At 39.6% G+C, this 26,077-nt stretch carries 20 protein-coding genes and 1 pseudogene; 12 read left to right on the plus strand and 9 right to left on the minus strand.

What is annotated here, in order from left to right:
• Positions 1 to 60: 60 nt before the first annotated feature.
• Both VGE44_RS06150 and VGE44_RS06155 read left to right on the plus strand, forming a co-directional pair.
• Entirely contained in the window at positions 61 to 1,119 is a 1,059-nt protein-coding gene (locus tag VGE44_RS06150) for a glycoside hydrolase family 2 TIM barrel-domain containing protein (protein WP_331076995.1), read from the plus strand.
• Positions 1,120 to 1,180: 61 nt separating this feature from the next.
• Entirely contained in the window at positions 1,181 to 2,548 is a 1,368-nt protein-coding gene (locus VGE44_RS06155; RefSeq protein ID WP_331076997.1) for an NAD-dependent succinate-semialdehyde dehydrogenase, read from the plus strand.
• Positions 2,549 to 2,791: 243 nt separating this feature from the next.
• Here the strand turns inward: VGE44_RS06155 and VGE44_RS06160 are convergent, their stop codons facing one another.
• From VGE44_RS06160 to VGE44_RS06170, 3 genes are all read right to left on the minus strand, one after another.
• Positions 2,792 to 3,988, minus strand: a complete 1,197-nt coding sequence (locus VGE44_RS06160; RefSeq protein WP_331076999.1) for an Sb-PDE family phosphodiesterase — start codon at positions 3,986 to 3,988, stop codon at positions 2,792 to 2,794.
• Between the two features lie 70 nt (positions 3,989 to 4,058).
• Complete coding sequence (locus tag VGE44_RS06165; protein ID WP_331077001.1) at positions 4,059 to 5,807, minus strand: RagB/SusD family nutrient uptake outer membrane protein; 1,749 nt, start codon at positions 5,805 to 5,807, stop codon at positions 4,059 to 4,061.
• A gap of 19 nt (positions 5,808 to 5,826) precedes the next feature.
• Entirely contained in the window at positions 5,827 to 9,042 is a 3,216-nt protein-coding gene (locus VGE44_RS06170; RefSeq protein ID WP_331077003.1) for a TonB-dependent receptor, read from the minus strand.
• 517 nt (positions 9,043 to 9,559) lie between these two features.
• Between VGE44_RS06170 and mnmA the strand changes: the two genes are divergently transcribed.
• The 7 genes and pseudogenes from mnmA (at position 9,560) to VGE44_RS06205 (ending at position 18,885) form a co-directional block, all read left to right on the plus strand.
• A complete protein-coding gene (gene mnmA, locus VGE44_RS06175; RefSeq protein WP_331077008.1) occupies positions 9,560 to 10,648 on the plus strand; it encodes a tRNA 2-thiouridine(34) synthase MnmA in 1,089 nt (362 codons plus the stop codon).
• Positions 10,649 to 10,788: 140 nt separating this feature from the next.
• The gene (gene topA, locus VGE44_RS06180; RefSeq protein ID WP_331077009.1) at positions 10,789 to 13,371 is read left to right on the plus strand and encodes a type I DNA topoisomerase; all 2,583 of its coding nucleotides are present in this window, start codon (positions 10,789 to 10,791) and stop codon (positions 13,369 to 13,371) included.
• 32 nt (positions 13,372 to 13,403) lie between these two features.
• Complete coding sequence (locus tag VGE44_RS06185; RefSeq protein ID WP_331077011.1) at positions 13,404 to 13,808, plus strand: hypothetical protein; 405 nt, start codon at positions 13,404 to 13,406, stop codon at positions 13,806 to 13,808.
• Between the two features lie 125 nt (positions 13,809 to 13,933).
• Positions 13,934 to 14,574 (plus strand): annotated as a pseudogene (locus tag VGE44_RS06190) (YceH family protein).
• A gap of 70 nt (positions 14,575 to 14,644) precedes the next feature.
• On the plus strand, positions 14,645 to 15,361 hold the full coding sequence (locus VGE44_RS06195; protein ID WP_331077013.1) for a 3'-5' exonuclease: 717 nt from the start codon (positions 14,645 to 14,647) through the stop codon (positions 15,359 to 15,361).
• Between the two features lie 92 nt (positions 15,362 to 15,453).
• Positions 15,454 to 17,583: a ribonuclease R gene (rnr, locus tag VGE44_RS06200; RefSeq protein ID WP_331077015.1), complete on the plus strand. Its 2,130-nt coding sequence runs from the start codon at positions 15,454 to 15,456 to the stop codon at positions 17,581 to 17,583.
• A 327-nt stretch (positions 17,584 to 17,910) separates the two neighbouring features.
• Complete coding sequence (locus VGE44_RS06205; protein ID WP_331077017.1) at positions 17,911 to 18,885, plus strand: polyprenyl synthetase family protein; 975 nt, start codon at positions 17,911 to 17,913, stop codon at positions 18,883 to 18,885.
• 55 nt (positions 18,886 to 18,940) lie between these two features.
• Here VGE44_RS06205 and rpmA read toward each other — a convergent pair whose 3' ends face one another.
• From rpmA to VGE44_RS06225, 4 genes are all read right to left on the minus strand, one after another.
• Positions 18,941 to 19,390: a 50S ribosomal protein L27 gene (gene rpmA, locus VGE44_RS06210; RefSeq protein WP_331077019.1), complete on the minus strand. Its 450-nt coding sequence runs from the start codon at positions 19,388 to 19,390 to the stop codon at positions 18,941 to 18,943.
• 118 nt (positions 19,391 to 19,508) lie between these two features.
• Entirely contained in the window at positions 19,509 to 19,820 is a 312-nt protein-coding gene (rplU, locus tag VGE44_RS06215) for a 50S ribosomal protein L21 (protein ID WP_324484195.1), read from the minus strand.
• 621 nt (positions 19,821 to 20,441) lie between these two features.
• Complete coding sequence (locus VGE44_RS06220) at positions 20,442 to 20,864, minus strand: hypothetical protein (protein ID WP_331077022.1); 423 nt, start codon at positions 20,862 to 20,864, stop codon at positions 20,442 to 20,444.
• 130 nt (positions 20,865 to 20,994) lie between these two features.
• Complete coding sequence (locus VGE44_RS06225; RefSeq protein WP_331077024.1) at positions 20,995 to 22,410, minus strand: dicarboxylate/amino acid:cation symporter; 1,416 nt, start codon at positions 22,408 to 22,410, stop codon at positions 20,995 to 20,997.
• A gap of 65 nt (positions 22,411 to 22,475) precedes the next feature.
• On the opposite strand from VGE44_RS06225, the gene VGE44_RS06230 reads away from it, so the two are divergent.
• Genes VGE44_RS06230 through VGE44_RS06240 form a run of 3 tightly spaced genes read left to right on the plus strand, consistent with a single transcriptional unit; the run spans position 22,476 to position 24,121 of the window.
• Positions 22,476 to 22,994 carry a hypothetical protein gene (locus VGE44_RS06230; protein WP_331077026.1) on the plus strand — a complete coding sequence of 173 codons (519 nt, stop codon included), beginning with the start codon at positions 22,476 to 22,478 and terminating at the stop codon, positions 22,992 to 22,994.
• Between the two features lie 43 nt (positions 22,995 to 23,037).
• Positions 23,038 to 23,532, plus strand: coding sequence for an RNA polymerase sigma factor (locus VGE44_RS06235; RefSeq protein ID WP_331077028.1), 495 nt, complete (start codon positions 23,038 to 23,040; stop codon positions 23,530 to 23,532).
• Positions 23,519 to 24,121 (plus strand): hypothetical protein, encoded by a 603-nt coding sequence (locus VGE44_RS06240; RefSeq protein ID WP_331077030.1) that lies wholly within the window; start codon positions 23,519 to 23,521, stop codon positions 24,119 to 24,121. The genes VGE44_RS06235 and VGE44_RS06240 overlap by 14 nt, the downstream gene beginning before the upstream one ends.
• A gap of 2 nt (positions 24,122 to 24,123) precedes the next feature.
• On the opposite strand, the gene VGE44_RS06245 is transcribed toward VGE44_RS06240, so the two are convergent.
• Positions 24,124 to 24,762, minus strand: coding sequence for a hypothetical protein (locus tag VGE44_RS06245; protein WP_331077032.1), 639 nt, complete (start codon positions 24,760 to 24,762; stop codon positions 24,124 to 24,126).
• Between the two features lie 185 nt (positions 24,763 to 24,947).
• Positions 24,948 to 25,901: a thioredoxin-disulfide reductase gene (trxB, locus tag VGE44_RS06250; RefSeq protein WP_331077033.1), complete on the minus strand. Its 954-nt coding sequence runs from the start codon at positions 25,899 to 25,901 to the stop codon at positions 24,948 to 24,950.
• Positions 25,902 to 26,077: the final 176 nt, after the last annotated feature.

Below are 26,077 nucleotides of genomic sequence, written 5' to 3' on the forward strand. Positions count from 1 at the left end.
TATTGAATATTAATATCGGTTGCAAACCCATTTCATTGAAACCAAAATCAAAAATTAGAGATGAAGATCAAATACATCATTTTAGCTGCCTTTTTTATAACTGTAACTTTTAATACTAATGCACAAATTGCTGGTAAATGGAGCTTAGAAAAGGCTAACAACTGGCAAAAAGAGAATCCATGGATCAATGGGGCCAATTTTATTCCAAGCAGCGCAATCAACCAGCTGGAGATGTGGCAGGCTTCCAGTTTTGATCCCCAAACAATCGATCGTGAACTGGGCTGGGCTGAAGGAATTGGGTTTAATACCATGCGCGTTTATTTACACAGTCTGGCCTATAAACAAGATCCTGCGGGCTTTAAAGGCAGGATCGATAAATACCTTAGTATTGCTGATAAACATAAAATAAAAACCATTTTTGTATTTTTTGATGATTGCTGGAATAAGATTGGAGTCATTGGGAAACAACCCATTCCTAAACCGGGAATACATAATTCGGGCTGGGTACAGGATCCGGGTGATCCGAATTACAGGGAGACTGAGAACTTTCCTGCACTTGAAACTTATGTCAAGGATGTGATGCGTCATTTTGCTAAGGATAAGCGTATTCTTTTATGGGATTTATACAATGAACCTGGCAATTCGGGCAAACTGGATACTTCCCTGCCTTTGTTAACCAAAGTTTTTGAATGGGCAAGACAAGTTAATCCTGATCAGCCATTATCTGCCGGACTCTGGCGCTGGGATTTTGAAAAACTGAATGCATTTCAGGTCCTGAATTCCGACATCATTACCTATCATGACTATGAAGCAGCAGAATGGCATAAAAGGGTCCTGCAGGTATTGAAGACTCATGGAAGACCCCTGATCTGTACTGAATATATGGCAAGGACCAATAACAGTACTTTCGCCAATACGATGCCGATGCTGCAAAAAGAAAATATTGGTGCAATTAATTGGGGACTGGTTTCCGGGAAAACGAATACAATTTATGCCTGGGACAAACCAGTTAAGGATGGTGCTCAGCCCGAATTATGGTTTCACGACATTTTCTGGCCTGATGGCAGACCTTATCGTAAAGAAGAAACTGATCTTATTAAAAAACTGAATAACAAATAAACATCTGGTTCTGATTAAAGGATTAATTTTGTGAGTATAAAAGCATCCCTGATAATTAGATATGAGCATAAATTCAATTAATCCTGCAAACGGACAAGTAATTCAATCATATCAGACACATACTCCAAAGGAGGTAAGTACAATAATTGCAGGTACCCATCAAGCCTGGGAAAATTGGAAAGAAACCCCCTTTTCATTACGAACTAAGCTTTTGCATGCTGTGGCTAAAATCCTGCGCAACAGAAAAGAAGAGCTTGCTATACTTATGGCTCTTGAAATGGGTAAACCATTACAAGGAGGTCGGGCAGAAATTGAAAAATGCGCGGATGTTTGTGAATACTATGCTAAAAACGCAGAACAATTCTTAAAAGATGAACCTGTTCACACAGATGCATCAAAAAGCTATGTAAGTTTCCAGCCTTTGGGAATTGTACTGGCAATCATGCCCTGGAATTTTCCTTTCTGGCAGGTTTTTCGCTTTCTTGCACCAGCCCTGATGGCTGGCAATGCTGGAGTATTGAAACATGCTTCTAATGTTTTCGGCTGTGCAATTGAGATTGAAAATATAATCATTGAAGCAGGCTTTCCTGAAAATCTGTTCCGAACACTGTTGATTCCAGGAACTGAAGTAGATCAGGTGATTGAAAATCCGCTGATTCAGGCTATTACAATCACAGGAAGCACTGAAGCGGGTAAAAAAGTAGCGGCAAAAGCAGCTTCCTTACTTAAAAAATCAGTCCTGGAGCTTGGTGGAAGTGACCCCTATCTTATATTCGAGGATGCTGACCTTGAACTTGCAGCAGAAAGCTGCGTAAACAGCAGATTGATCAATAGCGGACAAAGCTGCATTGCTGCCAAACGATTTATCGTTGTAAAATCAATTGAAAAGGAATTCACTGAACTTTTCAGACAAAAAATGGCTGCAAAACTCATGGGCGATCCGATGGATAAAAATACCGAAATCGGTCCGCAGGCCAGACCAGATCTCAGAGATGAACTTCATAAGCAAGTACTGAAGAGCATCAAACTCGGTGCTAAATGTATTTTAGGAGGAGAAATACCAGCAGGAGCACATTCCTTCTACCCTCCCACCATACTCACTGAAGTAAAAAAAGGCATGCCAGCTTATGAGGAAGAACTTTTCGGACCAGTCGCTGCAATTATTTCGGCAGCTAATGAAGAAGAGGCTATTCAAATTGCGAATGACACTTCATTTGGATTGGGTGCAGCAGTATTCACAAGAGATTTAAAACGAGGGGAGCTAATAGCATCCCATCGTTTGGAAGCAGGTTCGTGCTTTGTCAACACTCTGGTCAGATCAGATCCGCGTTTACCTTTTGGAGGAATTAAACAATCAGGCTATGGCCGGGAGCTTGGACTTTATGGCATCAGAGAATTCGTGAATGTTAAAACTGTTTATATTAAATAATCCTAAATATATCCGATTAAGGGATCAGCTTCCACACAATTGTAGTCATCTTTCTTCAAGGCAATCTGAGGTAATATCTCTGTCCAATAGTTTGAACAATCTGAGGTATATTCCTATTCGGTTGATACTGAATGAAAATGTGTATTGATAAAGGCAGATCACATGGGAATTCGACATGCCCTAAATTTCAATAAACAGGTCTGCTTTCACTCAGAATGATAGAAATGCAGACCTGTTTATTGCTCATTTCTTCTTTTCCGCAGTAGGCAGGTTAAATACGGTCTGGTACACTTCATCAGGTGAAGTAATCAGATTTAAAACTTTCATCCTAAGTGGCGTACTTTCAGGGTATTTCCAAAGTGCTTTCAGGGTAATTGTTGTGGTATCATGTGCCGCGAGTGTTACTTGTCCGAATGGGTATCGTTCAATATCATAATCGGCTGAAGCCTGAATTTTAAAAGGAATATCACTGTTATTTGTCAATTTTATAATAAGGATCGGTTCTCCATTTCTTAAATTCCGTTCTGTATTAACCTGAATTGCAGCTTTGAAAAATGCATCCGCCTCCTGTTGTCTGGCAACCAGATAATCATCAAAATATAGAGCTGTCCTTCCTGCCAGTAATGCCTCTTTTAAACTTTCAGCAGTTTTTTCTTTGGCAAAAACAAGAGTCATAGGGCGATGTGTTTTTGCATACCTCGGTGAGTTGTCATAATGCTCATCAGTATTGCAAACCATAGTCAGATTGTATTTCATAGCAAGTCGGTGAGCCAGAATATTATACACTCCCGAATTAACAACCTCAACGCCTTTTAGTATTTTTCTTTCCAATAATTCTTTATGAAAGGAGGTAAAGATTGCAGTATCTTTTTTATCCCACCATGAATACCCGGGATGATTATAAAAGACAAAGGCATCCTGATTTTTAGCTTCCAGAAAAGGTGCAAGAAGCTGTTCATGTGTTATTGTATCCTTCATGATGAATTTTTTCTTCCAGTCCTTCATATACTCAGTAGGCAAGATATTCGCATCCTTTATGAACAGGGCATTGTTATGATAAGGAGGTACTCTGGGTGAGATCTCCAAACCTTTAATAATCATCAGATTTTTATTTTTTGCAGCATCAACTGCAATTTCATAGGATTGGTTATAATTCCTGGCAACAACATCCGGAAACCCTTCATAATCAATATGTTCCGTTAAAGAAATTACATCAAGTCCATCGCGTATGGCTTCATTTACGCGAAAACTTGGCCATACATGTCCATCAGAAAAGACAGTATGCATGTGAAAGTCACATTTAAGAGTTATAAATCCCGGAATATCAGGAACTGAGATGACCCGGTTTGTTCTTTCGGTTATCTGAGCTATTGCTGTCATACTTAAATTGGAAAGAATCAGGATCAATAGAAACCGAATGAGGTCTTTAGTTTTTTTCATTTCTTAATTGAAATTAGATGAATAAAAAAAGAAAACAGGCTGGCTTTTGGCCAGCCTGAGGTTTAAAAATTTACCAGCCAGTGTTCTGGGTAAGTTTAGGATTTAATAGAATCTCATTGGCGGGAATTGGATATAGGTAATTTTTGTCGGGAAAACTTTTTGGGGTATTGCTTAGCCATAACAGGTTTCCCTTATTTCCTTGCGATAATTTCGAAGAACTACCATCAACAACGAAATAGGTAACACCCGGCACTTTACTTGTCGGAACTTTATCAACAAAACTTACATCAGCTTTTCCATCTTCGTTTAAATCAAGCAACTGACCTTTGGCAGGAACATAAATGCCTTCATAAACTTTCTCAAGAAGTTTACCGGCTTTCCATCTGCGTAAATCATCATAACGATATCCTTCAGCAGCAAATTCTATCCCACGTTCGCGCCGTATTTCGAGAATAAGTGGATTATCAATATTTGGAAAGAACTGATTTTTCAGGTAAGGATCGGCGATCAATGGCATTACCAATGCATTGCTTAAACCAGCCCGGTTCCTAAGTGCCCCGACTGTTAAATTCCAGTCGGCAGCGGTCAAGGTCCCTAACTCTGCTTTTGCTTCAGCGAAGTTTAGCAGTACCTCTGCATATCTCATAATCGGAATCGAATTGTAGCTTTCGGTACGGGTATCAAAATATTTATCATCCATTGAGAACTTTTGTATCTGATAGCCCGAGTAGGTAACAGTAAAATCGGGTGGCGCAGGAGATCCATCTGTGCGTTTATAGGCCCCCATACGTATGGTTTGCTGTAACCGCTTATCCCGGTTTTTAACCTCATCTTGAAACTCCATAATTTCATATCCAGGAAGATCTGTAAACCTAGTACCATCCGCATTCAAATAGGTATTAATAAACTTTTTATCCAAGCCTAATCGTGCACCCAATGTGGCACTGTTGAACCACCATGCAGCATTATGCCATTTTTTTAATGAATTATTATAAACAGATGCAAGCAATACCTCATTTGAAACCGGGTTTTCACTGATAAATAAAGAGCGGTAATCCGAAGCCGGATTTCCAGTATTTTGAAGTCGGTACTGACCACTTTTGATTAGAAGATCAGCGGCATTTGCAGCTTCCTGTAACCATTTATCGGCAGTAGAGTTCAACCCTGCTTCCGGATGATATTTCCGGAAAGTACCTTCAAACAGACATATCCTCGATTTTAGTGCCAAGGCTACCCATTTGGTTACCTGGGTGCTCGAATTATCTTTTGTACTATAAATATTTGCTGAAGCAAAGTCAATATCAGCCAGTACTGAATCCATTACCATATTCCTTGGATCACGTGCCTTATACATTTCAGGATCATCAACCTTAAGCGTTTTTCCATACCAAGGCACATCTCCAAATTGTTTAACCATGTTATAGTAGAACATAGCCCTGAAGAATTTCGCAATTCCTGCATAATGGTTTCTTGCTTTCAATGAAATATTGGGGTTATTATAATGCTCCAGAAAATAATTGATATTCCTCAGGTCGCTCCAGTTCCAACCTGTTGCATCCTGAGCATTCAACCTGCCTCCAATATAGCCGGGAACGGCATTCGGGACTGTGATATCAGCCATTACATCACCCTGATAGATTTGAGGGCCTGTGGGTAGCATTTGTGTATAAAAAGAATTGATATAGAGCTGAAGGTTATTTTCATTCGCAAATGCCTGCTCAGTAGTAAGCTTATCTATGGGTGCCTGATCAAGATACTTCTCGCAGGATGTTATTGTCAATACAAGGGTTAACAATAAGAGGATATTATTCTTTAACATGTCTTTTTAAATTATGATTTTATAATCCTAGGTTAATTCCGAAGGTGAACGATTTCTGCATCGGGTATGAGAATCCATCACCACCTCCTGCATTTATCTCAGGATCCGATCCTTCAATAACTTCCGGGTCAAAATTTTTGGTAATCTTATACATAGGAGAGTATGTCCACAGATTCTGACCGGTAACATAGGCCCTTATGGAAGATATTTTCAGTTTATTAGTGATACGAGCAGGCAGAGAATAACCCACAGTCAAGTTTTTAAGCCGTATATAACTCGCATTCTGAAGATATCGGGTTTGAGGAACTGCCAACTCTCTGGTACCTGAAAGTGCAGTATAGCCTCTGTAGCGTGGAAAATAGGCGTTTTGATCAGGATTTTGTTCAGTCCAGCGATTAAGATTGAATTCCGGCAGAAAGCTATATGGACGATTCGATTGTCCCCAGAAAAATGCAGCTTCTTTTGATGGGAACCAATCTCTCTTGCCGACACCCTGGAAAAAGAAGGATAGGGAGAAGTTTTTCCAGCCCAAATCACCTGTGATACCATATGGTAATCGTATCGAAGAATTGCCAATAATCTTCTGGTCTCCCGGATCATCCAGTGTGTTTTTTCCATTGTTCACTTTGCCATCATTGTTCAGGTCTTTAAACTTAATATCTCCCGGTAGCAGTTTGTTGGCATTGGATACTACGAAATAACTTTGGTTTGCATGACTTGCAATATCCGCGGCTGATTCAAAAAAACCTTCAGTCTCAAAGCCCCATATATCACCTAGTTTTTGTCCTTCGTAATAACTTGATAACAAGTTGTTCGGATTATAGAACTTTGTGATGGTTGAAACATTGTCCGCCAAAGTTAGACGAAGCCCATAGCTCAGGTTTTTATTTGGCCCGATTTTGTCTCTCCAGCTTAAAGAAACCTCCCATCCCTGAGTATTTAAATCTGCAAAATTACCTTTAGGTACTGCTGAGCCGAAAACCGAAGGCAGCGGTTGTCCGGAAGTAATCATGTTGCTTGTCTTACGCTGATACCAATCAAAGGTAGTAGTCAAGCGATAGTTTAGGAAACTGATGTCTGTTCCCAGATCCAGAGTGGTAGATTTCTCCCAGGTGAGTTCGTCAGGAAGTACGGATGGTTTTTGTATGTAATTTGGAAAATTGCCATTGATAATTACTCCTGATGTAGAGGGGGTAATGGTTTCGAGAAAAGTGTATGGTGCAATATTTCCATTACCTAAAGAACCGTATGAGCCCCGGATTTTGAAATTATCCAGCCAGTTTTTAGTTCGCTCCATGAATTTTTCTTCCGATACAACCCAACCGGCTGATGCTGAAGGAAAAAATCCGAATGCCTGAGCTTTCGGGAATTTAGATGAACCATCATAACGTCCGTTCAGCTCTAAAAGGTATTTATCTTTAAAGCTATAATTAGCACGGTAAAATATTCCTGCAGTTGACCATTCGTAGCCACCACCGGTCAATTTATAGTTTAATCCGGTGGCCAGGTTAAAATCTGCCAGGTCATCTACAAGCAAACCATCCCTTTGAATGTAGCGACTGTTAAATTTGTCATATTCAAGGTTACCCCCAGCAAGCACCTTCAGACGATGATTACCAAGTGGAAGACTGTACTCCCCGAAAAGATTTGAGCCATAATAGTTTTCTTCTGAAGAATTCTCTCCCAAATAATTTAATCCTGAATTAATAGTTTCTCCGGGCTTAATACTGTATGGTACTGGAAAAAATTTACGAAGATCAGTACTGGTGGACTTTAGATAAGAGAAATCACCTTTTATTGTCAGTCTGTCTTTAATAGGACGGGCCTCAAATGATACCGAATTCCGGTTAAAGTTTTCCCTTGCAGTTGAGTTACTCTTACCATAATAGAAATCACCGATAGAGTAAGCACCTACAATCGACATACTCCCATCCGGATTTAATAGGGGCGATACCGGGAAAGCTGTTACCGCCATTAAACGCCATACTGCATTCACCCCTCCCACCGCTGTCAAGGGATACCTATAAGAATCACTGGAGAAATCTGTGTTTGTACCCAGATCTAACCAGTGATTAATCTTGATATTGCCCTTTGCCCTGAAGTTGTATTTATTGAAACTATCTGAGTTATACCTAAAAATACCTTCCTGATTAAAATATCTTCCTGAAACCAGGAAATTTACTTTATCTGTTCCGCCACCAACACTTAAAGAATGCTCCATCATTCCAGTATTGTCTTTATAAAGTTCTTTAAACCAATCGGTACTACCATAATAATTGTAGCGTCCGGTAACAGGATCAATAGAAATTTTTGGCAGGCTGGGGTTTTCGGAGCGGGCTTTTAAGGAGTCCAGATCAGAAAGAGCAAAGGGTAACTGAGAATTGATACTCTGCGGATGTGAGAGGTAATCATTCCAGGAGTTAAAAGATTCATCGAAGTTTTTTGCCCAGATATATCCGTCAGAAACAAGATCCGGGGTTGTTGTGCGCTGATTATTTGAATAATTCGCGCTGTAATTCACTTGGACCCTGTCTGTTTTGGGAGTTTTTGTAGTGATAAGTACAACACCGAAGGCTCCCCGGGCACCATATATAGCAGCTGATGAAGCATCTTTCAATACCGAAATGCTTTCTATATCATTCGGGTTGAGGGTATTCGGATCGCCTGGAACACCATCAACCAGGACGAGAGCACTTCCACCAGAACCTATAGATGTTATACCCCGGATATTATAGGTAGAGCCCCTGGTAGGTTTTCCATCAGTCATTTTGATATTGAGGTTCGGAATAACTCCCTGAAGACCACGGGTAAGATTATTTAGAGGGCGATCTTCAAAATATTCACTTCCAACCTGATCGACCGCTCCAGTCAGATTTGCTTTCTTTTGTGTACCATATCCAACAACAATTACCTCATTAAGTGCTTTCGAATCTGCAACCAATTGTACATTGAGGCTTGTCTGGCGATCCAAAGTTATTTCCTGACTCTTGAATCCTATGTATTTAAATTCAAGAATATCGCCATTTGAAGCATTGATACTGAAATTACCATTAATGTCGGTAGATGTTCCCTTTATATTGCCCTTAATTCGCACAACGACACCCGGAAGCGGGGTTTGCTCGTCATCAATCACTTTGCCAGTGATTAGACTCTGTGCATTCAGGCTGTCTGAACAAATCAACAATAATAGCACTACCGCTAGTTTTGATTTGAATAAATTGAAAAGAAAATTCATGATTTTGTTTCTTGGATATGTTTAAATGAAAGATTATTTATTGACACAAGAGTAGCCTAGGGTTGTTATCATTAAGTATGTTTAGTATTATTGTTTGAATACCTATTAGATAAATCAGTGTTAAGTGTGAATGATTTTTTAACACGGATTAATACTCTGTCTTAAGGCGGGAAAGCCTGAGCTAGAAAATGCTTTTGTTTTTATACTCCTACTTTTTCTTCGGTCAATATCTCGGTAACTGGCTCAGTTAATCCCGAATACAATTTGTCTATCAATACATTATATCCAAAACAATGATCAGTCAGTACCAGGTATCCCCGATTAAAGTTTAAACAAGTAGGGAACAGCGAAAACGAAAAGAATTCAGATGGAAAAATCTTCTTTATAAACGTCTATTAATTAATAACTATCAGTATCTCACTATTTACCTTACACTGACCATCATTATATCTTACTATTCGTTTAATGCCTTATCTTTGTCTCGGTTAAAAAACATTAGCCTAAGTATAAGTTTTCAATGAGCAAAAAAGGAAGAGTACTGGTTGCAATGAGTGGTGGAGTGGATAGTTCTGTTGCTGCAGTTATGCTGCATGAACAGGGTTATGAGGTAATCGGCCTGACTATGAAAACCTGGGATTATGCTTCTTCCGGGGGCTCATCAAAAGAAACGGGCTGCTGCAGTCTGGATAGTATCAATGATGCCCGTGCCCTTGCAGTTGCTTATGGTTTTCCACATTACATTCTGGATATCCGTTCTGAATTTGGGGATTATGTAATCGACAACTTCGTTGATGAATACATTGCAGGCAGAACCCCTAACCCATGTGTTTTATGTAATACCCATATCAAATGGGAAGCCCTCTTAAAACGTGCTGATAAGCTGGATTGTGAGTTTATTGCAACCGGACATTACGCCAATATCCGTTTGCAGGATAATGGCAGGTATGTGATCTCAAAAGGAAAAGATGAGCATAAAGATCAGTCTTATGTGCTTTGGGGTGTATCTCAGGAAAATTTAGCCCGTACACAGTTTCCTTTGGGAAGCTTCGCAAAATCAGAGATCAGGCAAATGGCTAAGGATATGGGACAATTGGAACTAGCCAACAAATCTGAGAGTTATGAGATCTGCTTTGTTCCTGACAATGATTATCGTGCTTTTCTAAGAAATAAGGTTCAGGATCTTGATGATCGTATAGGTCCCGGGAACTTCATGCTCAGCGATGGCAGCATTGCTGGAAAACACCTCGGTTATCCTTATTATACTATCGGTCAGCGTAAAGGATTGGGTGTAGCCTTTGGGCACCCAATGTTTGTAACACGCATACTTCCCGAAAGCAATACAGTCATGCTTGGTACAATCGATGAACTCGAGAAATCTGAGGCTATGGTAAGGAATATCAATCTGGTAAAATATGATAACATACCCGAGCCGATCGAAGCTATAAGCAAGATCAGATACAAAGATTCAGGTGCTATGAGTACCCTCACACAGGAAGGCGAAATGATCCGGATTAATTTCCATCATTCAGTGTCCGGAATTGCACCCGGACAGTCGGCAGTTTTCTATGAAGGAAATGATCTGATTGGCGGTGGATTTCTGGTCTGATCTGATTCTTAACCAGATCAAATCTTTTTAAAATTTTCGATAATTCTTTCCTTTTTTGGTCCCGAATTTCAATTTCTGCCCATGGCTAATTTGTCATTCCCTTTAATAATCCCTTTATTTGCAGAATATCAAAGAATTTAATGGCCAAAAATTTACTTATTGTTGAGTCACCGGCAAAAGCCAAAACCATCGAAGGATATCTTGGAAAAGATTTTCTTGTCAAATCAAGCTATGGTCATATTCGCGACCTGATCAAGACCGATGATGCAATTAACGTGAACAATAATTTTGAACAGCGCTATGAAGTTCCTTCAGATAAAAAAGCCGTAGTAAATGAATTAAAGAAATTGGCTAAGGATGCAGAAATGGTATGGCTTGCATCGGATGAGGACCGCGAGGGAGAGGCAATTTCATGGCATCTGTTTGAGACTTTGGGCCTGAAAGAAGATAAAACCAAACGCATTGTTTTCCATGAAATAACGAAAACAGCCATTCTCAAAGCAATTGAAACACCCCGAAAGATTGACTATAATTTAGTTTATGCTCAACAGGCACGCCGGGTATTAGACCGTCTGGTTGGTTTTGAATTATCCCCGGTATTGTGGAAAAAGGTAAAACCTTCCCTTTCTGCAGGACGCGTACAATCAGTTGCGGTACGATTAATCGTGGACCGTGAACGTGAAGTAAACAAATTCACAGCTACTGCTGCATTCCGTGTTGTTGCTATATTTTCTACCGATAATCAAAAAGAAATTTTCAGGGCTGAATTGCCCGAACGCTTTGAAAAAGCACCTGAAGCTGAGAATTTCCTGAAGGATTGTATCAATGCAATCTACACGGTCAATAGTCTGGAAACCAGACCAACTAAAAGAAGTCCGGCTCCTCCTTTTACCACTTCTACCCTGCAACAGGAGGCCAGCAGAAAACTAGGTTTTTCTGTTGCCAGAACCATGTCGGTAGCTCAAAAACTATATGAAAGCGGTAAAATTACCTATATGCGTACCGACTCTGTTAACCTGTCGGATACCGCACTGAATGCTGCTGCAGATGAGATCAGATCTGCGTATGGCGAAAAATATCACCAATTAAGAAAGTTTAAAACCAAATCCGCAGGTGCACAGGAAGCTCACGAAGCAATAAGACCTACATACTTTGAACAGCATAGAATTAGCGGGGACAACTCAGAACAACGCTTGTATGAACTGATTTGGAAGCGTTCCATTGCTTCCCAAATGGCAGAAGCTAACTTTGAAAAAACGACTGCAAAAATCAATATTTCAACACGTCCTGAAGAATTTGTGGCCAATGGCGAGGTCATGAAATTTGATGGATTCCTTAAGGTTTATTTTGAATCTAAAGATGAGGAAGAAGTTGAAATTAACCTCGATGAAGACAACGAAAACTCAATTTTACCCCCATTAAGTAAAGGTCAGAGATTGAATTTACGCGAAATGAATGCTACTGAGCGTTATTCAAGACCACCTGCACGCTATACCGAAGCCAGCCTGGTTAAGAAACTCGAAGAATTGGGTATTGGCCGGCCATCTACTTACGCTCCTACCATTTCTACAATACAAAACCGGGGATATGTAGTCAAAGAAGAGCGTGAAGGTAAAAAGCGTGATTTTAAGGTGATCAGCCTGAAAGATGGAAAGATCAGTTCGGCTACCAAATCAGAAAACACCGGAGCAGAAAAAAATAAACTGTTTCCAACTGATATTGGTGCAGTGGTAAATGATTTTCTGGTAGAACATTTCAAGGGTATTGTTGATTTCAATTTTACTGCCAAAGTTGAAAAAGAGTTCGATGAGATTGCACAGGGATTAAAAGACTGGACAGAAATGCTCCGCACCTTTTACAATCCATTCCATACTGAGGTTGAAAACACCCTGCAAACTGCAAACAGAGCCAGTGGCGAAAGAGAACTGGGCAAGGACCCTGAAAGTGGAAAGAAGATATCAGTACGCATTGGAAGATATGGACCTTTTGTTCAGATCGGAGAATCCCAGGAAAATGATGAGGACGAGAAACCACGTTATGCGAGCCTGCGTGCCGGACAAATGATTGAAACCATCACATTGCCAGAAGCGCTTGATCTCTTTAAGCTTCCCTTCCAGCTTGAAGATTACCAGGGCAAGGAACTTAGTGTAGGTTTAGGGCGTTTCGGACCTTATATCAAATGGGGAGACAGTTTCATCTCATTACCAAAGGGTGAGGATCCGCTTTCAGTAAATCTGGATCGCGCCATTGAGCTTATTGATCAAAAGAATATTGCTGAGGCTCCAATAGCCCAATATGAAAACCTGCCGGTAACCAAAGGTAAAGGAAGGTTCGGTCCATTTATAAAGTGGAATAACCTCTATATCAATGTCCCTGTACGCTATAATTTTGATCAGTTAGGTCAGGCAGAGATTAACGAATTAATTAGTAATAAAGTCGAAAAAGAGTCCAACCGATTTATACAAACCTGGCCATCTGAAAAAATAGCCCTTGAAAATGGAAGATGGGGACCTTTTATTCGTTTTGGCAAGCAAATGCTAAAGCTTGGTAAAAACAAAAGCACCAACGACAAATACAGCCCTGAAGAGCTGTCTTCACTTTCTCTTGAAGCCGTTAAAAAGCTGATCGAAGAGCAAATTCCCGATGCATTTGCAACGAAAGCTAAGAAAGTTGTGAAGAAAGCTGGGGTTAAGAAAAGCACCAAAAAGCTAGTTAAAAAATAGGCGAAAGAATAGGAAATAAGGTTATACACCTCATGAAGAAAGATTTGCCTGAAAACATAGTCGAAAATGTAGCTATAGCTGTCGTACTGGAGTCATCAACCCCAGAAGTTAAAAACTGGAAGGTTTATCTGCTGAACCTAAAGGATGAGCCTATTGAAACTGTCCTTGTTAGTTCTAAAGGATATGGTGAAAAAGATGGAAAACAGGTTAAAACATCTGTTTTACGTCATTCATTAGGTATGGTAGCTGCCCGGGATTATGCGGCCATTGAGCTGATTGATGAACAGGTTCTCGGCCTGACCAATGAATATTGGCTTAGTTATTATATCAAAGGGCAGATCTTTGACAAGAAATTCATCTTTGTACCTGAGAGCATCATTGATACCAATCTAAGCAGAATTCCATTGTTGAACATGCCAGGAGTGATGATTGGCTAAAAAATTTACCAAATCCCATCCCGTTTACTCTTTGCAGACTCAGCCAATCACAAAATTTTACAATCAATTCTCTCCTGTACCAAAACCCCATATCTCTCAAATAAAATAGAAGCTTATCTTTGGGCATGGATTCGAATCAAACCTTAGCCCAGCTCAGCGCAGAAGAACAACGTGTTCTTGGTTCTCTGATTGAAAAAAGCAGAACCACTCCCGATTATTACCCTATGTCAATTAACGGTCTTCAGTCGGCGTGTAACCAAAAAACCTCAAGGTTTCCCATCGTACAGTATGATGAAGAATCCATTGTTGAGACTTTAAATTCCTTAAAGAAAAAAGTTTAATATCCACGGTAACAGGTGGTTCTAGTCGGGTGGTTAAATACAAACATAATCTTGGCATTGTCTACCCCCTGGTTCCGGCAGAGCTTGCTTTAATCGGTTTGCTTCTCCTCAGGGGACCGCAAACTCCCGGAGAACTGAATACAAACTCAGGAAGGCTATATGAATTTGAAAGCATTGAAGAAGTTCAGAGCACCTTGCAGGATCTTTCTAAAAGAGGTTTTGTAAAAGCACTTGAACGTCGCCCCGGACAAAAAGAAGTACGTTACGTTCACCTGCTTGGAGACAGCGTAGAAGATCCTGCTGTTTATCAATCAGGTATAAACCCTGCAAGTACCGATCAGCTTAGTGCCCGGGTTGAAATCCTTGAGAAAGAACTTTCAGAATTAAAAGAAGCATTCAATAAACTCCTGTCTGAATTAACTTAGCCGTTTTCTAAGCTTATTTTTATAAAAGGTTTATAATGTGTAATTTTCTAATACTGATAAAGATTCAAATATGTTAGAAAACATTGATCTTCAACAGGTTTTAGTTCTTGATATTGAAACCGTTCCTCAATACCCCACATTTAACGAATTACCTCCGGATTATCAGCAATTATGGGATCAAAAGACCCGATTTCAACGCCGTGATGGAGAAACAGCAGCAGAATTTTATTCCCGGGGAGGAATACTTGCAGAATTTGGAAAAATCATTTGTATATCGGTTGGAATCTTCTCAAAAAAAACTGAAACACTTGCCCTGCGTGTAAAATCTTTCTATGGAGATGAAGAAAAGGAAGTGATTCAGTCATTTATTGATCTATTAAACAAACAGTCCGATTCCCTTATCTTATGTGCGCACAATGGCAAGGAATTCGATTTTCCCTATTTATGCCGCAGGATGCTGATCAATGGACTTCAAATACCTGTTCAGTTGAATATTCATGGGAAAAAGCCCTGGGAGATCATGCATCTTGATACGATGGATCTATGGAAATTCGGGGATTATAAAAACTATACCTCGCTGAACCTGCTTGCTGCGGTATTCAATATTCCAAGTCCGAAAGACGATATAGACGGGAGTATGGTACACAAAGTTTACTGGGAAGATAATGATCTTGAACGGATCAGGATTTATTGTGAAAAGGATGTGATTACTACTGCACAAATCCTGCTGAAATTTAAATCCTTAGCTGCCCTATCCACAGATCAGATTACTATTGTGGAGCCCTGAACGGCATTTCAATGATCATTTGAATGTTATCAAATGGTAAAGAAGCTTATTATTAGCTGCTTAAGCCTTATCTTAGGGGAAATTAGTAAAAAATGTCAAAAAAGAAATCAAATAACTTTAACCTGGTTCTTACCAAACTCATTACTGATGTGTTTGAAAAATCAGGTAATAAGCCATTAAATTATAAACAGGTTGCATCAAAACTTAACCTCCATGATGATGAAACCAGAATCCTGATACTGGAGGTTTTGAAGGAAGAAACCAGAAAAGGAATTCTTCAGGAGCCTGAAAAGGGCAAATTCATACTAAAACAGCTTAAAACATTCGTAACAGGCAAGGTCGACATGACCAGTGACGGTTCGGCATATATTGTCAGTGATGATGAGTTTGAAGAAGATATTTATGTAGCGCCGCGAAAACTTCGTAATGCCCTGCACGGGGATATTGTTAAGGTATATGTCTATGCCAAAAACAAGGGCCGCAAAAAGGACGGAGAAGTTGTTGAGATCCTGCAAAGGGCCAAAATGGACTTTACTGGAATTATCAAGATTTCTGACCGCTTTGCATTTTTTGTGCCGGATGACCGTAAGATGCTGCATGATATTTTCATTCCATTAGACAGACTCAATGGCGCTAAAGATGGCTATAAAGCAATAGCAAAAATTGTTGACTGGCCAGAAGAAGCCAAAAATCCGATTGGTGAGATTACCCATGTACTTGGTAAACAGGGTGAGAATAACGCTGAAATGAATGCCATTTTAGCTGATTATGGTTTTCCTCTTGCTTTTCCTGATGAAGTTGAAAAACAGGCTGAATCAATAAGAGAAGATATCACCAAAGAAGAAATTGCCGTGCGGAAAGATTTCAGGCAGGTACTGACCTTTACTATTGATCCGGCAGATGCCAAAGATTTTGATGATGCCATTTCATTCCAGAAATTAAAAAATGGAAATGTTGAAGTAGGCGTTCATATTGCTGATGTTTCTCATTACGTTAAACCTGGATCTGCGCTTGACAAAGAAGCTTTTGAGAGGGGAACATCCGTTTACCTGGTCGACAGAGTGATTCCCATGCTCCCTGAGCGATTATCTAATGGCCTATGTTCACTTAGACCTAATGAAGACAAACTATGCTTCTCGGCCGTATTTGAGCTCGATAACGATGCAAATGTTGTTGAACAATGGTTTGGACGTACAATTATTCATTCTGATACCCGCTTCAGTTATGAAGATGCTCAGGAAGTACTCGAAAATAAAAGCGGCAAACATAGTGAAGAGCTTTTAAAGTTAAATGAGCTTGCCTATAAGTTGAGGGAACGTAAGTTTAAGCATGGTGCAATCAGCTTTGAGAGTGTAGAAATTAAATTCCGTCTTGATGATCAGGGTAAACCACTCGGGGTTTATGTTAAAGAGCGAAAGGATGCCCATAAACTGATCGAGGATTTCATGTTATTGGCTAACAAAAAGGTGGCAGAATTTATTGCAAAAAAAGGCAAAGGAAAACAGAAATTAACTTTTGTTTATCGTGCACATGATTCACCAAAAGAGGATGCATTATTGAGTTTCTCACAGTTTGCATCAAAATTTGGATATAAGATTGATATGAGTTCGGGACGTGAAACTGCCCGTTCGCTTAATTTTTTAATGGCTGATGTGGAAGGCAAAAAGGAACAGAATGTATTGACACAGTTAGCTATCCGATCAATGGCTAAAGCTGTTTATACGACTAAGAAACATAGTCACTACGGACTTGCATTCGATTATTATACCCACTTCACCTCTCCTATCCGCAGGTATCCTGATGTGATGGTTCACCGTTTACTCGAACTATACCTGGCGGACGGAAAATCTGTAAATGAAGAGGAATATGAAAAAATGTCAATCCACTCCTCCCAGATGGAGAAAAAAGCTGCGGATGCTGAACGTGCTTCAGTAAAGTATAAGCAGGCCGAATACCTTCAGAATAATATTGGGGAAGAATTCAGCGGAATTATTTCCGGATTGACTGAATGGGGTATGTATGTTGAAATTATAGCCAATAAATGCGAGGGTATGATTCGTTTACGCGATCTTAACGATGATTTTTACGTTTTAGACGAAAAGAACTACTGTATCATTGGTCAGCGACGTAAAAAGAAATATCAACTGGGAGATGAAGTTAGAATACTTGTTAAAAAAGTTGATTTAAATAAGCGGCAAATAGATTTCACCTTAGTAAAATAACCTGAGTTCGTTATAGTGATTAATTACTTTTTGAACTCTGGAAAAGGTATGAGGTATGGGGAAAGAATAGGTAATAGGAAATGGGGATAGGGAAATGGGGATAGGGAAATGGGGATAGGGAAATGGAGACCTGATCGGGTAAAATTTCTACGCTCAATTCTTCTATACAGCTCAAAGCTGATACCTCCAACCTGATTAAAATAGTAATGCTTATATCGAAATCACGTTAAAATAATTTATAATAGCTATAATGGAATAAAACAGAATGTTCCTGAAGCTAAATTAATCAGTTTTGCTAATTTTGCTTCAGGCCATAGCTTAAATTAAATGCATTCGATAGAACAGCTTCAAACCATTATCAATAAGGCTATAGCCGATACCAAATACACCGCAGAACCTGCAGAACTTTATGAACCAATCAGCTACCTGATGAAATTGGGTGGCAAAAGGATGCGACCGGTTTTGGTTCTTGTTTCAACTGAACTATTCGGAGGGGATGTTTTAAAAGCCCTGGATGCTGCAGTAGGCATAGAGTTGTTTCATAATTTCACGCTGATGCATGATGATATTATGGACAAAGCTCCCCTTAGAAGAGGAAATCCAACGGTACATGTAAAATGGAATGAAAGTGCTGCGATTTTATCGGGTGATGTCATGTTTGTAGAAGCCTACAAACTCATGATCAGGGTAGATGATTCGATACTAAGGAAAGTTCTGGATATATTCTCTGATACCGCATCAGGTGTTTGTCAGGGGCAGCAGGCTGATATGAATTTTGAGAAAAGGGATCATGTTAGCCTTGAAGAATATATTGAAATGATCAGGCTTAAAACTGCTGTCTTGCTCGCAGGAAGCATGCAGATCGGAGCTCTCATTGGTGGCGCTGATAAAAAGCATGCTGATTTATTATATGAATTTGGCGAAAACCTGGGACTTGCCTTTCAGCTTCAGGACGATATTCTCGATGTATATGGTGATCCTGAAAAATTCGGGAAACAGGTTGGAGGAGATATTCTAGCTGATAAAAAAACCTTTCTGCTGATCAAAGCAAGGGAACTTGCCAAAGGCGAAAGTGCTTCAGAACTTGATAAATGGCTCAATAAATCTGATGTACCTTCAGAAAATAAGGTTAATGCAATTACTGCTATCTACAATTCACTGGAAGTACGGAAACTTGCGGAAGCAGAAATGGAAAATTATGTCAGGAAAGCGATAGCCGCGCTGGACAAAATTTCAGTTGAAAATCCAAGTAAAGAGCTGTTAAGAGCATTTGCTGAGCAATTGTTAATCAGAGAGCATTAAAAAAGCCCTGATTCTCATCAGGGCTTCCATCATTTAATATTTCTTAATACTAAAATTATGCTTCTGCAGAAGCAGCATCATCAGATGCTTCTTTCTTTGCCGGAGCTTTCTTAGCTACTGGTTCTTTCTTAGCTGCAGGCTTTTTGGCCGCTGGCTTAGCTGCTACTTCTACAGCTTCTTCGATCACCTCAGCTTTAGGAGCCGCTGCTCTCTTTGCTTTTGGAGCAGCATCTTCAACTACTACCGCAGCTTCTCTTGGAAGAATAGAAACATATGATTTATTATCATATCTCTTTCTGAAAATTACTGTACCATCAATCAGTGCGAAAAGTGTATGGTCTTTACCAATACCAACATTCCTGTCAGGATGATGCTGAGTACCGCGCTGACGCACGATAATATTTCCTGCAATTGCTGCCTGACCACCGAAGATCTTAATACCTAAACGCTTGCTATGTGATTCGCGACCGTTTCTGGAACTACCGGCTCCTTTTTTATGTGCCATGTTATTTTATAATTTATGAATTGTAAACAATTCAGGATTTTAAACTTAAACTAATTGTAATCGTTTTGATTAAGAGTTAAAAGTTATAATCTATAACTTATTACTTATAACCTATAACTTATAAAGAAATGCCTGTAATCTCAATTTTAGTGAACATCTGACGGTGTCCGTTTTTCTTCTTGTAACCTTTACGACGTTTCTTTTTGAAAACGATTACTTTTTCTCCCTTTAAATGAGACAGTATTTTAGCACTTACTTTGGCTCCTTTCAATGCATCAGCACCGATTGAAAATTTACCATTGTTTTCAGCTAATAATACGTTGTCAAATTCAATACTAGCGCCTTCTTCTCCCTGTAAACGGTGTACAAAAAGATATTGGTCTTTAGCAACTTTGAATTGCTGTCCGGCTATATTTACTATTGCGTACATTATTAATATATTTTTTTAAATGAGGTGCAAATATAAGAATATTTCTTTTGAAAGAAAAACTAAATTGGAATAATTAGTCCGGAGGCAAATCTCTTTCGCACAATTCCTTAAATACCCTACCCTGTTGAATTAAGATCCGATATCGGGTACTTCAATAATTTTAGCTTTTGTTCCAGGAATATTTGAGATTAAACGGTTCTGATTGGCTAGATAAGGTTAAGAGATACAATAATTTTATTTTGGAAATCAATACCTGTGTATTATAGGCTGGCTCAGCCCTTTCCTCCAGGTTAGTTCCGGCATAAAATCGCGTTATAATTCAAATACCCTCTGCCGGAAGCTACCTCCTCCGGCAAGGTTTATTTTACCCGGGGCAGTATTTCATCAGGACGGACAGCCCTGCAAAAGGACCAATTGCCGTTTAAAATAAACCCGGGTGGCAGCTGTAGCTTTTTGCCAGGCAGATTTTTATGTTACAAAGGAATTTATGGGCAAAAACTACGGCAGAACACGGGACTGCCGGGACCGAAGAGTAACAGACCTTGCTTTCTAAAAAGAAAATTTATTAAATCTAAACTTAGTCTTTCATGAATGTTTAGCTGCCATATTAAAAACAATGAATCAATCCTTATCCCTATCCCTCACATCCGATATCATATTACTGATCTCTGTAATCAATGATTTTGCAGCACCTGCAAGCTTAGGTTCCTTATCATAGCTGATGTCATACAGCACATGCTTACTCTTGTCTTTGTATCTGAATTCAATATAATAAGTTGGAGAATTCCTGCCCTTAGTTGCCTCCGGATCTCCTTTAAGTTCATCAGGAAAGTTCCAGAAACCGAGTTCAGCTGCTTTTCGGTGCAGATACAACAGATCATCCTTACGCATTTTAACTTTTGTCTTAATCAAAGAATCATCCTGATTAACGTATTGAAAATCACCTGTTTTGGAATAATACTGATTTATAAGACTATCCCCAAGTCCGTATTTAAACGTAATGGATTCAAAATCAGAAAACCGGTAAGGGGCATTCTTCACCATTATCGAATAATAATAAACAGTGTATAACAGAAACGGGGTTATTATACAAATTGCTAAAAATATCTTTTTACCTCTATCACTCATAAATTTGATGCATTTGCAGACATGCGCCTGCTAAAATTAAAAATTATTAATGTTTCGTTGCCTGATCTTCCAGATTATGGATCCTGTTCTCATTCGGAGCACTTAATTCTGCCGGCGGATTAAATTCTCCCTCCCATTTTGCAATCACCACGGTAGCCAGGCAATTCCCAATCACATTGACCGATGTTCTGGCCATATCCATCAGTTCATCGATACCAAGGATTATAAAAATGGGCCAGACAGGCATACCAAAGGAGGCTGCAGTACCCAGTAAAATGACCAGGGAAGCTCTCGGTACTCCTGCAACACCCTTACTGGTTAACATCAGGGTGAATACAATCAGCAATTGCTGGCCAAAGGTCATTGGCATACCTGCCGCCTGTGTGACAAAGATCGCGGCAAGCGATAAGTATAAAGTCGTCCCGTCCAGATTAAAACTGTATCCTGTTGGCATTACAAAGGCTACAATTTTACGAGGCACCCCAATACGCTCCATTGCCTCCATGGCCCTTGGAAGAGCAGCTTCAGAACTGGTGGTAGCAAAGGCGATTGAGACAGGCTCGGCGATCGCCTGCAGGAATTTCTTGATTGGAACACCCACAAAAAAAGCAATCGGAAGCAAAACTCCGAGAAGAAATACCAATAAGGCTACATATAAAGTAAGAAGCAACTGGAACAGGTTAACCAGAATCCCAAGTCCCATATGCCCCACTGTATAAGCTATGGCTGCACCCACCCCAATAGGAGCAAAATACATTATGATATTTGTGAATTTAAACATCACTTCCGAAAGGCTCTCTGTCGCACGCAGCATAGGCTGACGCTTATCTTCACGAACCATTGCAAGTGCAATCCCGAAAATAATACTGAAAACCACGATCTGTAAAACCTGACCCTCGGCTATAGATTTGGCAATATTCTCGGGAAAAATATGAAGGATTATATCATTAAAAGTTTGTGGAGGAACCTTCTCAAGTTCTTCATGAGCCCCTATAGGCATTGCAATCCCCATACCGGCCTTCGAAATATTGATTGCCGCCAGTCCGATAAAAAGGGCAATGGTAGTAACCACTTCAAAATACAGAATTGACTTCCATCCCATTCTGCCTACCTGCTTCAGATCAGAATGACCTGCAATACCAAATACCAGTGTCGCAAAAAGCAAGGGGGCAATAATAGTCTTAATCATCTTTAAGAAGACCTTACTCAATACCTGCAGTTTAATTCCGATCTCCGGAAAATCATGTCCGACCTCTGCTCCAACTACCATAGAGATCAAAATCCAGGTAGTAAGTGATTTCTTTTTAAAGCCGTATAGAAATAATCCTGCGATGGCCAGCCACCTCGAAAACATTAATACCAATTCCGGAACATTCAATAAGCTGTAATGATCCAAAAATGTTAGCAAGGCAGAAAATGAAATCACTATGATAGCGATAATTCCGAGATTTGAAAACTTCATAAATGCTGGTTAGTATATCGAACAAAAGTAATTAATTAGATTTACCAAGCAAATGAAAGCATAAGATGAAGCCAGAGAAACTAAGTGATCTAAAAAAAGAGTTGTCGGGGCTTTCTGTGCTCGAATTAACCGACATCTGCCTCCGTCTTGCTAAATACAAAAAGGAAAATAAAGAATTACTTACCTACCTCCTTTTTGACGCTGATAACCCGATGCAGTATGCAGAAGAGGTAAAAAATTTCCTGATTGAGGATTTTAAAACCATGCAAAAACATTATTATTACAGTACCAAGAGTATGCGCAAAATTATCCGCCTGATTAACCGTTATGCTAAATATACCGGGTCAAAACAGGTAGAAACCGAGCTCGCACTTTGGTTTTGCATTAATTTTTTAATGTATGCGGATTTAAGGACCAGCCATAAACCTCTTCAGGGATTGCTTACCCGGCAATTTGAAAAGATCATCAAACTATTACCAAAACTGCATGAAGACCTTCAGTTTGATTATCAGAAAGAATTCGAATCTGTTGTAATTAATGCCTCTGAACAAACCCGCTGGGTTAACAAAAATCAATATTTGTAACAATTCAGCAATAGCAAAGTCAAAAAACCTAAACTGATTACTTTTGAGCAAGGAAGCGCAATTCAAGGAAATTTTCCAGGCCAATTCTAAAAAGATCTACCATTTGTGTTATGGTTATACCGGGGATGATGAAACCGCGAACGACCTGATGCAGGAGACTTTTATGAAAGTCTGGCAAAACCTGGATAAATTCAGAAATCAGGCTTTAATATCTACCTGGATCTACCGGATTGCTGTCAATACCTGCTTATCCTACCTGAGAGTCGAAAAAAGACAGGCTAAAGATGAGCTCACCGACACCATTATCGAAACCAGAGGCGAAGAGATCTCAGAAAAGAACGAGCAGGTTTCAACGCTTTATAAATGTATTGCTCAGCTTGAAGAAAATGAACGTATCATCATCACCATGGTACTGGATGAATTACCCTATTCCGAAATAGCAGAAATTTCGGGTATCTCAGAAGGAAATCTTAGAGTTAAAATTCATCGTATTAAACAAAAACTGACTGAATTATATAACAGACATGAAAGATTTTGAAGCACTGAAAAGTATCTGGCACGACCAGGTTGCACTGCCGAAAGTCAGTCACGAAGATGTATTGAAAAATGTACGAAAGACCAGGAATGGTCTTGCAAGTAAACTATTAATCGAAATGATAGGCATGGGGATTTTCGCTGCAACGCTCATCTATGTTTGGATCTCGAGCCCCTTTACTATGTGGACTACCCATCTGGCAATGATCATATTTATCTGTTGCTGCATTTACTACATTCTTGCAATGATCAATAATTACCGCAGGATCAATTATGATAAACTGCTGGATAAGCCTGAATGTTATATCAATCACCTCAAAAAATATAAACACGACCGCTATATTTTCAACACCAGAAAGTATAAAGTGTATTCCATATTTTCTACAGCAGGTTTTATACTCTTCTTTATCGAAATCTCTTTTATGACTTCTCTTTGGATCACAGTTATGGGAATTTCATTCACCTTTCTTTGGATCGCCTTATGCTATTTTGTTCTGATGCGAATCTACATTAAACGCGAGGAAACAAAACTGGAAGAAATGATCCAAAATCTCGAAAGGCTCCATAAACAATTCGAAGATACTGATCAATAATTTTAAGGCTTTTTAGCTTCCGCCTCGACTTCTTCCTTTATCTCTTTAAACTGCAGGCTATTGTTTTTTAGGGTATACTCCAATTTTCTGATAGCCGGTTTGACTTTTGATGAAGAATCCTGATCCGCATGGAATGGGAATTCACGAAACAGTCTTCCATCTTTTACATACATCGAATCCTCGCCGCGATATCCCTCTTTTAAGGATGAGCTCAGATCCGGAAAACGAATTTGCTGGCTGGATCCCCCATTCCCAAATTCATAGATATACATATTCAGATAAGAATCTTTTTCCTGCCCTACCGATTGTATGTACAGCTCCGGATTCCCATCAGTATCAAGATCCATATTCCAGGCGTCTGCCACCTTACCTTTCAGTTCACCTGAAACAGAGCGGTAACTCAAACGAGTGGAATCTGATCTTAAGATGAGATATCCTCCAATGGAATCAGATCCTCTGCCCCAGCTAACAATATCCAGAGTGAGTCCCGGCTTTACTTCTATAGCTTTATGAAAACGAAAGGGCTCAGGGATCTTTTTTACTTCCGGCTTAACAGAGACTGCCTGCTTTTCCTCTTCAGATCCGCAGGAGAACAATAAACCCGTTAAACATAGCACAGAAATAAATTTAAAACTATTCATATCAGGAAATTCACAATAAAGGTGTAATTAGAATTGTTTGCTCTTTTCAAATTTAATAAATAAATGCAGGCATTTCATAAGCTTGATTAACAATTAATTATGTACCCGATCTTAAGGAATAAGCAATCCGAATAATAAAAAAGCCTCCGTATCATGGAGGCTTTTTTATCTTATTTATCCGGCAATCAATGACTGCCGTGTTCAGCAGCTGCCAGGTATCTTTCAGCTTCGAGTGCTGCCATACAGCCAGTTCCTGCCGCAGTTACAGCCTGACGCCATAACTTATCCTGTGCATCGCCACAAGCGAATACACCCGGAATATTAGTCTTAGTACTATCAGGTTCAGTAATCAGATATCCGGTTTCATCCATATCCAGTATCCCTTTGAATATCTCTGTGTTTGGATTATGGCCGATCGCAACAAAGAATCCCGTTACATCTAAAACTTTAGTTTCTTTGGTCAGGTTATTTGAGACCTTCACCCCCGTAACATTTTTGCCGTCACCAAGGATTTCCTCTGTATCGGTATTGTAATGAATTTCGATATTCGGGGTATTTAAAACCCGGTTCTGCATTGCCTTTGAAGCTCTGAACTCATCCCTTCTGACCAGCATATGCACTTTCTTACAAAGTTTGGCCAGATAGGTCGCCTCTTCTGCTGCTGTATCGCCTGCCCCTACTATCGCAACATCCTGACCCTTAAAAAAGAAGCCATCGCAAACTGCACAGGCAGAAACTCCAAATCCGTTATATTTCTGTTCGCTTTCCAGTCCGAGCCATTTAGCACTCGCCCCCGTGGCAATAATTACTGTATCTGCAGTTATAGTCTTTTCTTCATCAATTATTACTTTATGAGGAGTTGAAGAAAAATCGACTTTAGTTACATATCCAAAGCGGATCTGGGTTCCAAAACGCTCAGCCTGTTTTCTGAAATCTTCCATCATCTCAGGGCCCATAACTCCGTCCGGATAACCCGGGAAATTCTCAACATCAGTAGTTTGAGTGAGCTGTCCTCCGGGAACCATTCCGGTATACATTACCGGTTTCAAATCAGCACGAGCTGCATAAATAGCTGCAGTATAACCTGCGGGACCTGATCCTATGATCAGACATTGTACGTGTTCAGTTTCTTGAGACATTTCTGTAAGTAATTTATACAAATTTAAGGTTTTGATGGCGGATGGGCAACATGGAAATGTCAACTAAAAATACTATCCTAACGAAGGTCACATTCCAATTCACTCTGGACAAACAATGACATCACACAAAAATATATTTATTTAAAATAAACTCGTCCATTGTTGTTATTATTACA

The sequence above is a fragment of the Daejeonella sp. genome, assembly GCF_036405355.1.
Lineage (GTDB): Bacteria > Bacteroidota > Bacteroidia > Sphingobacteriales > Sphingobacteriaceae > Daejeonella.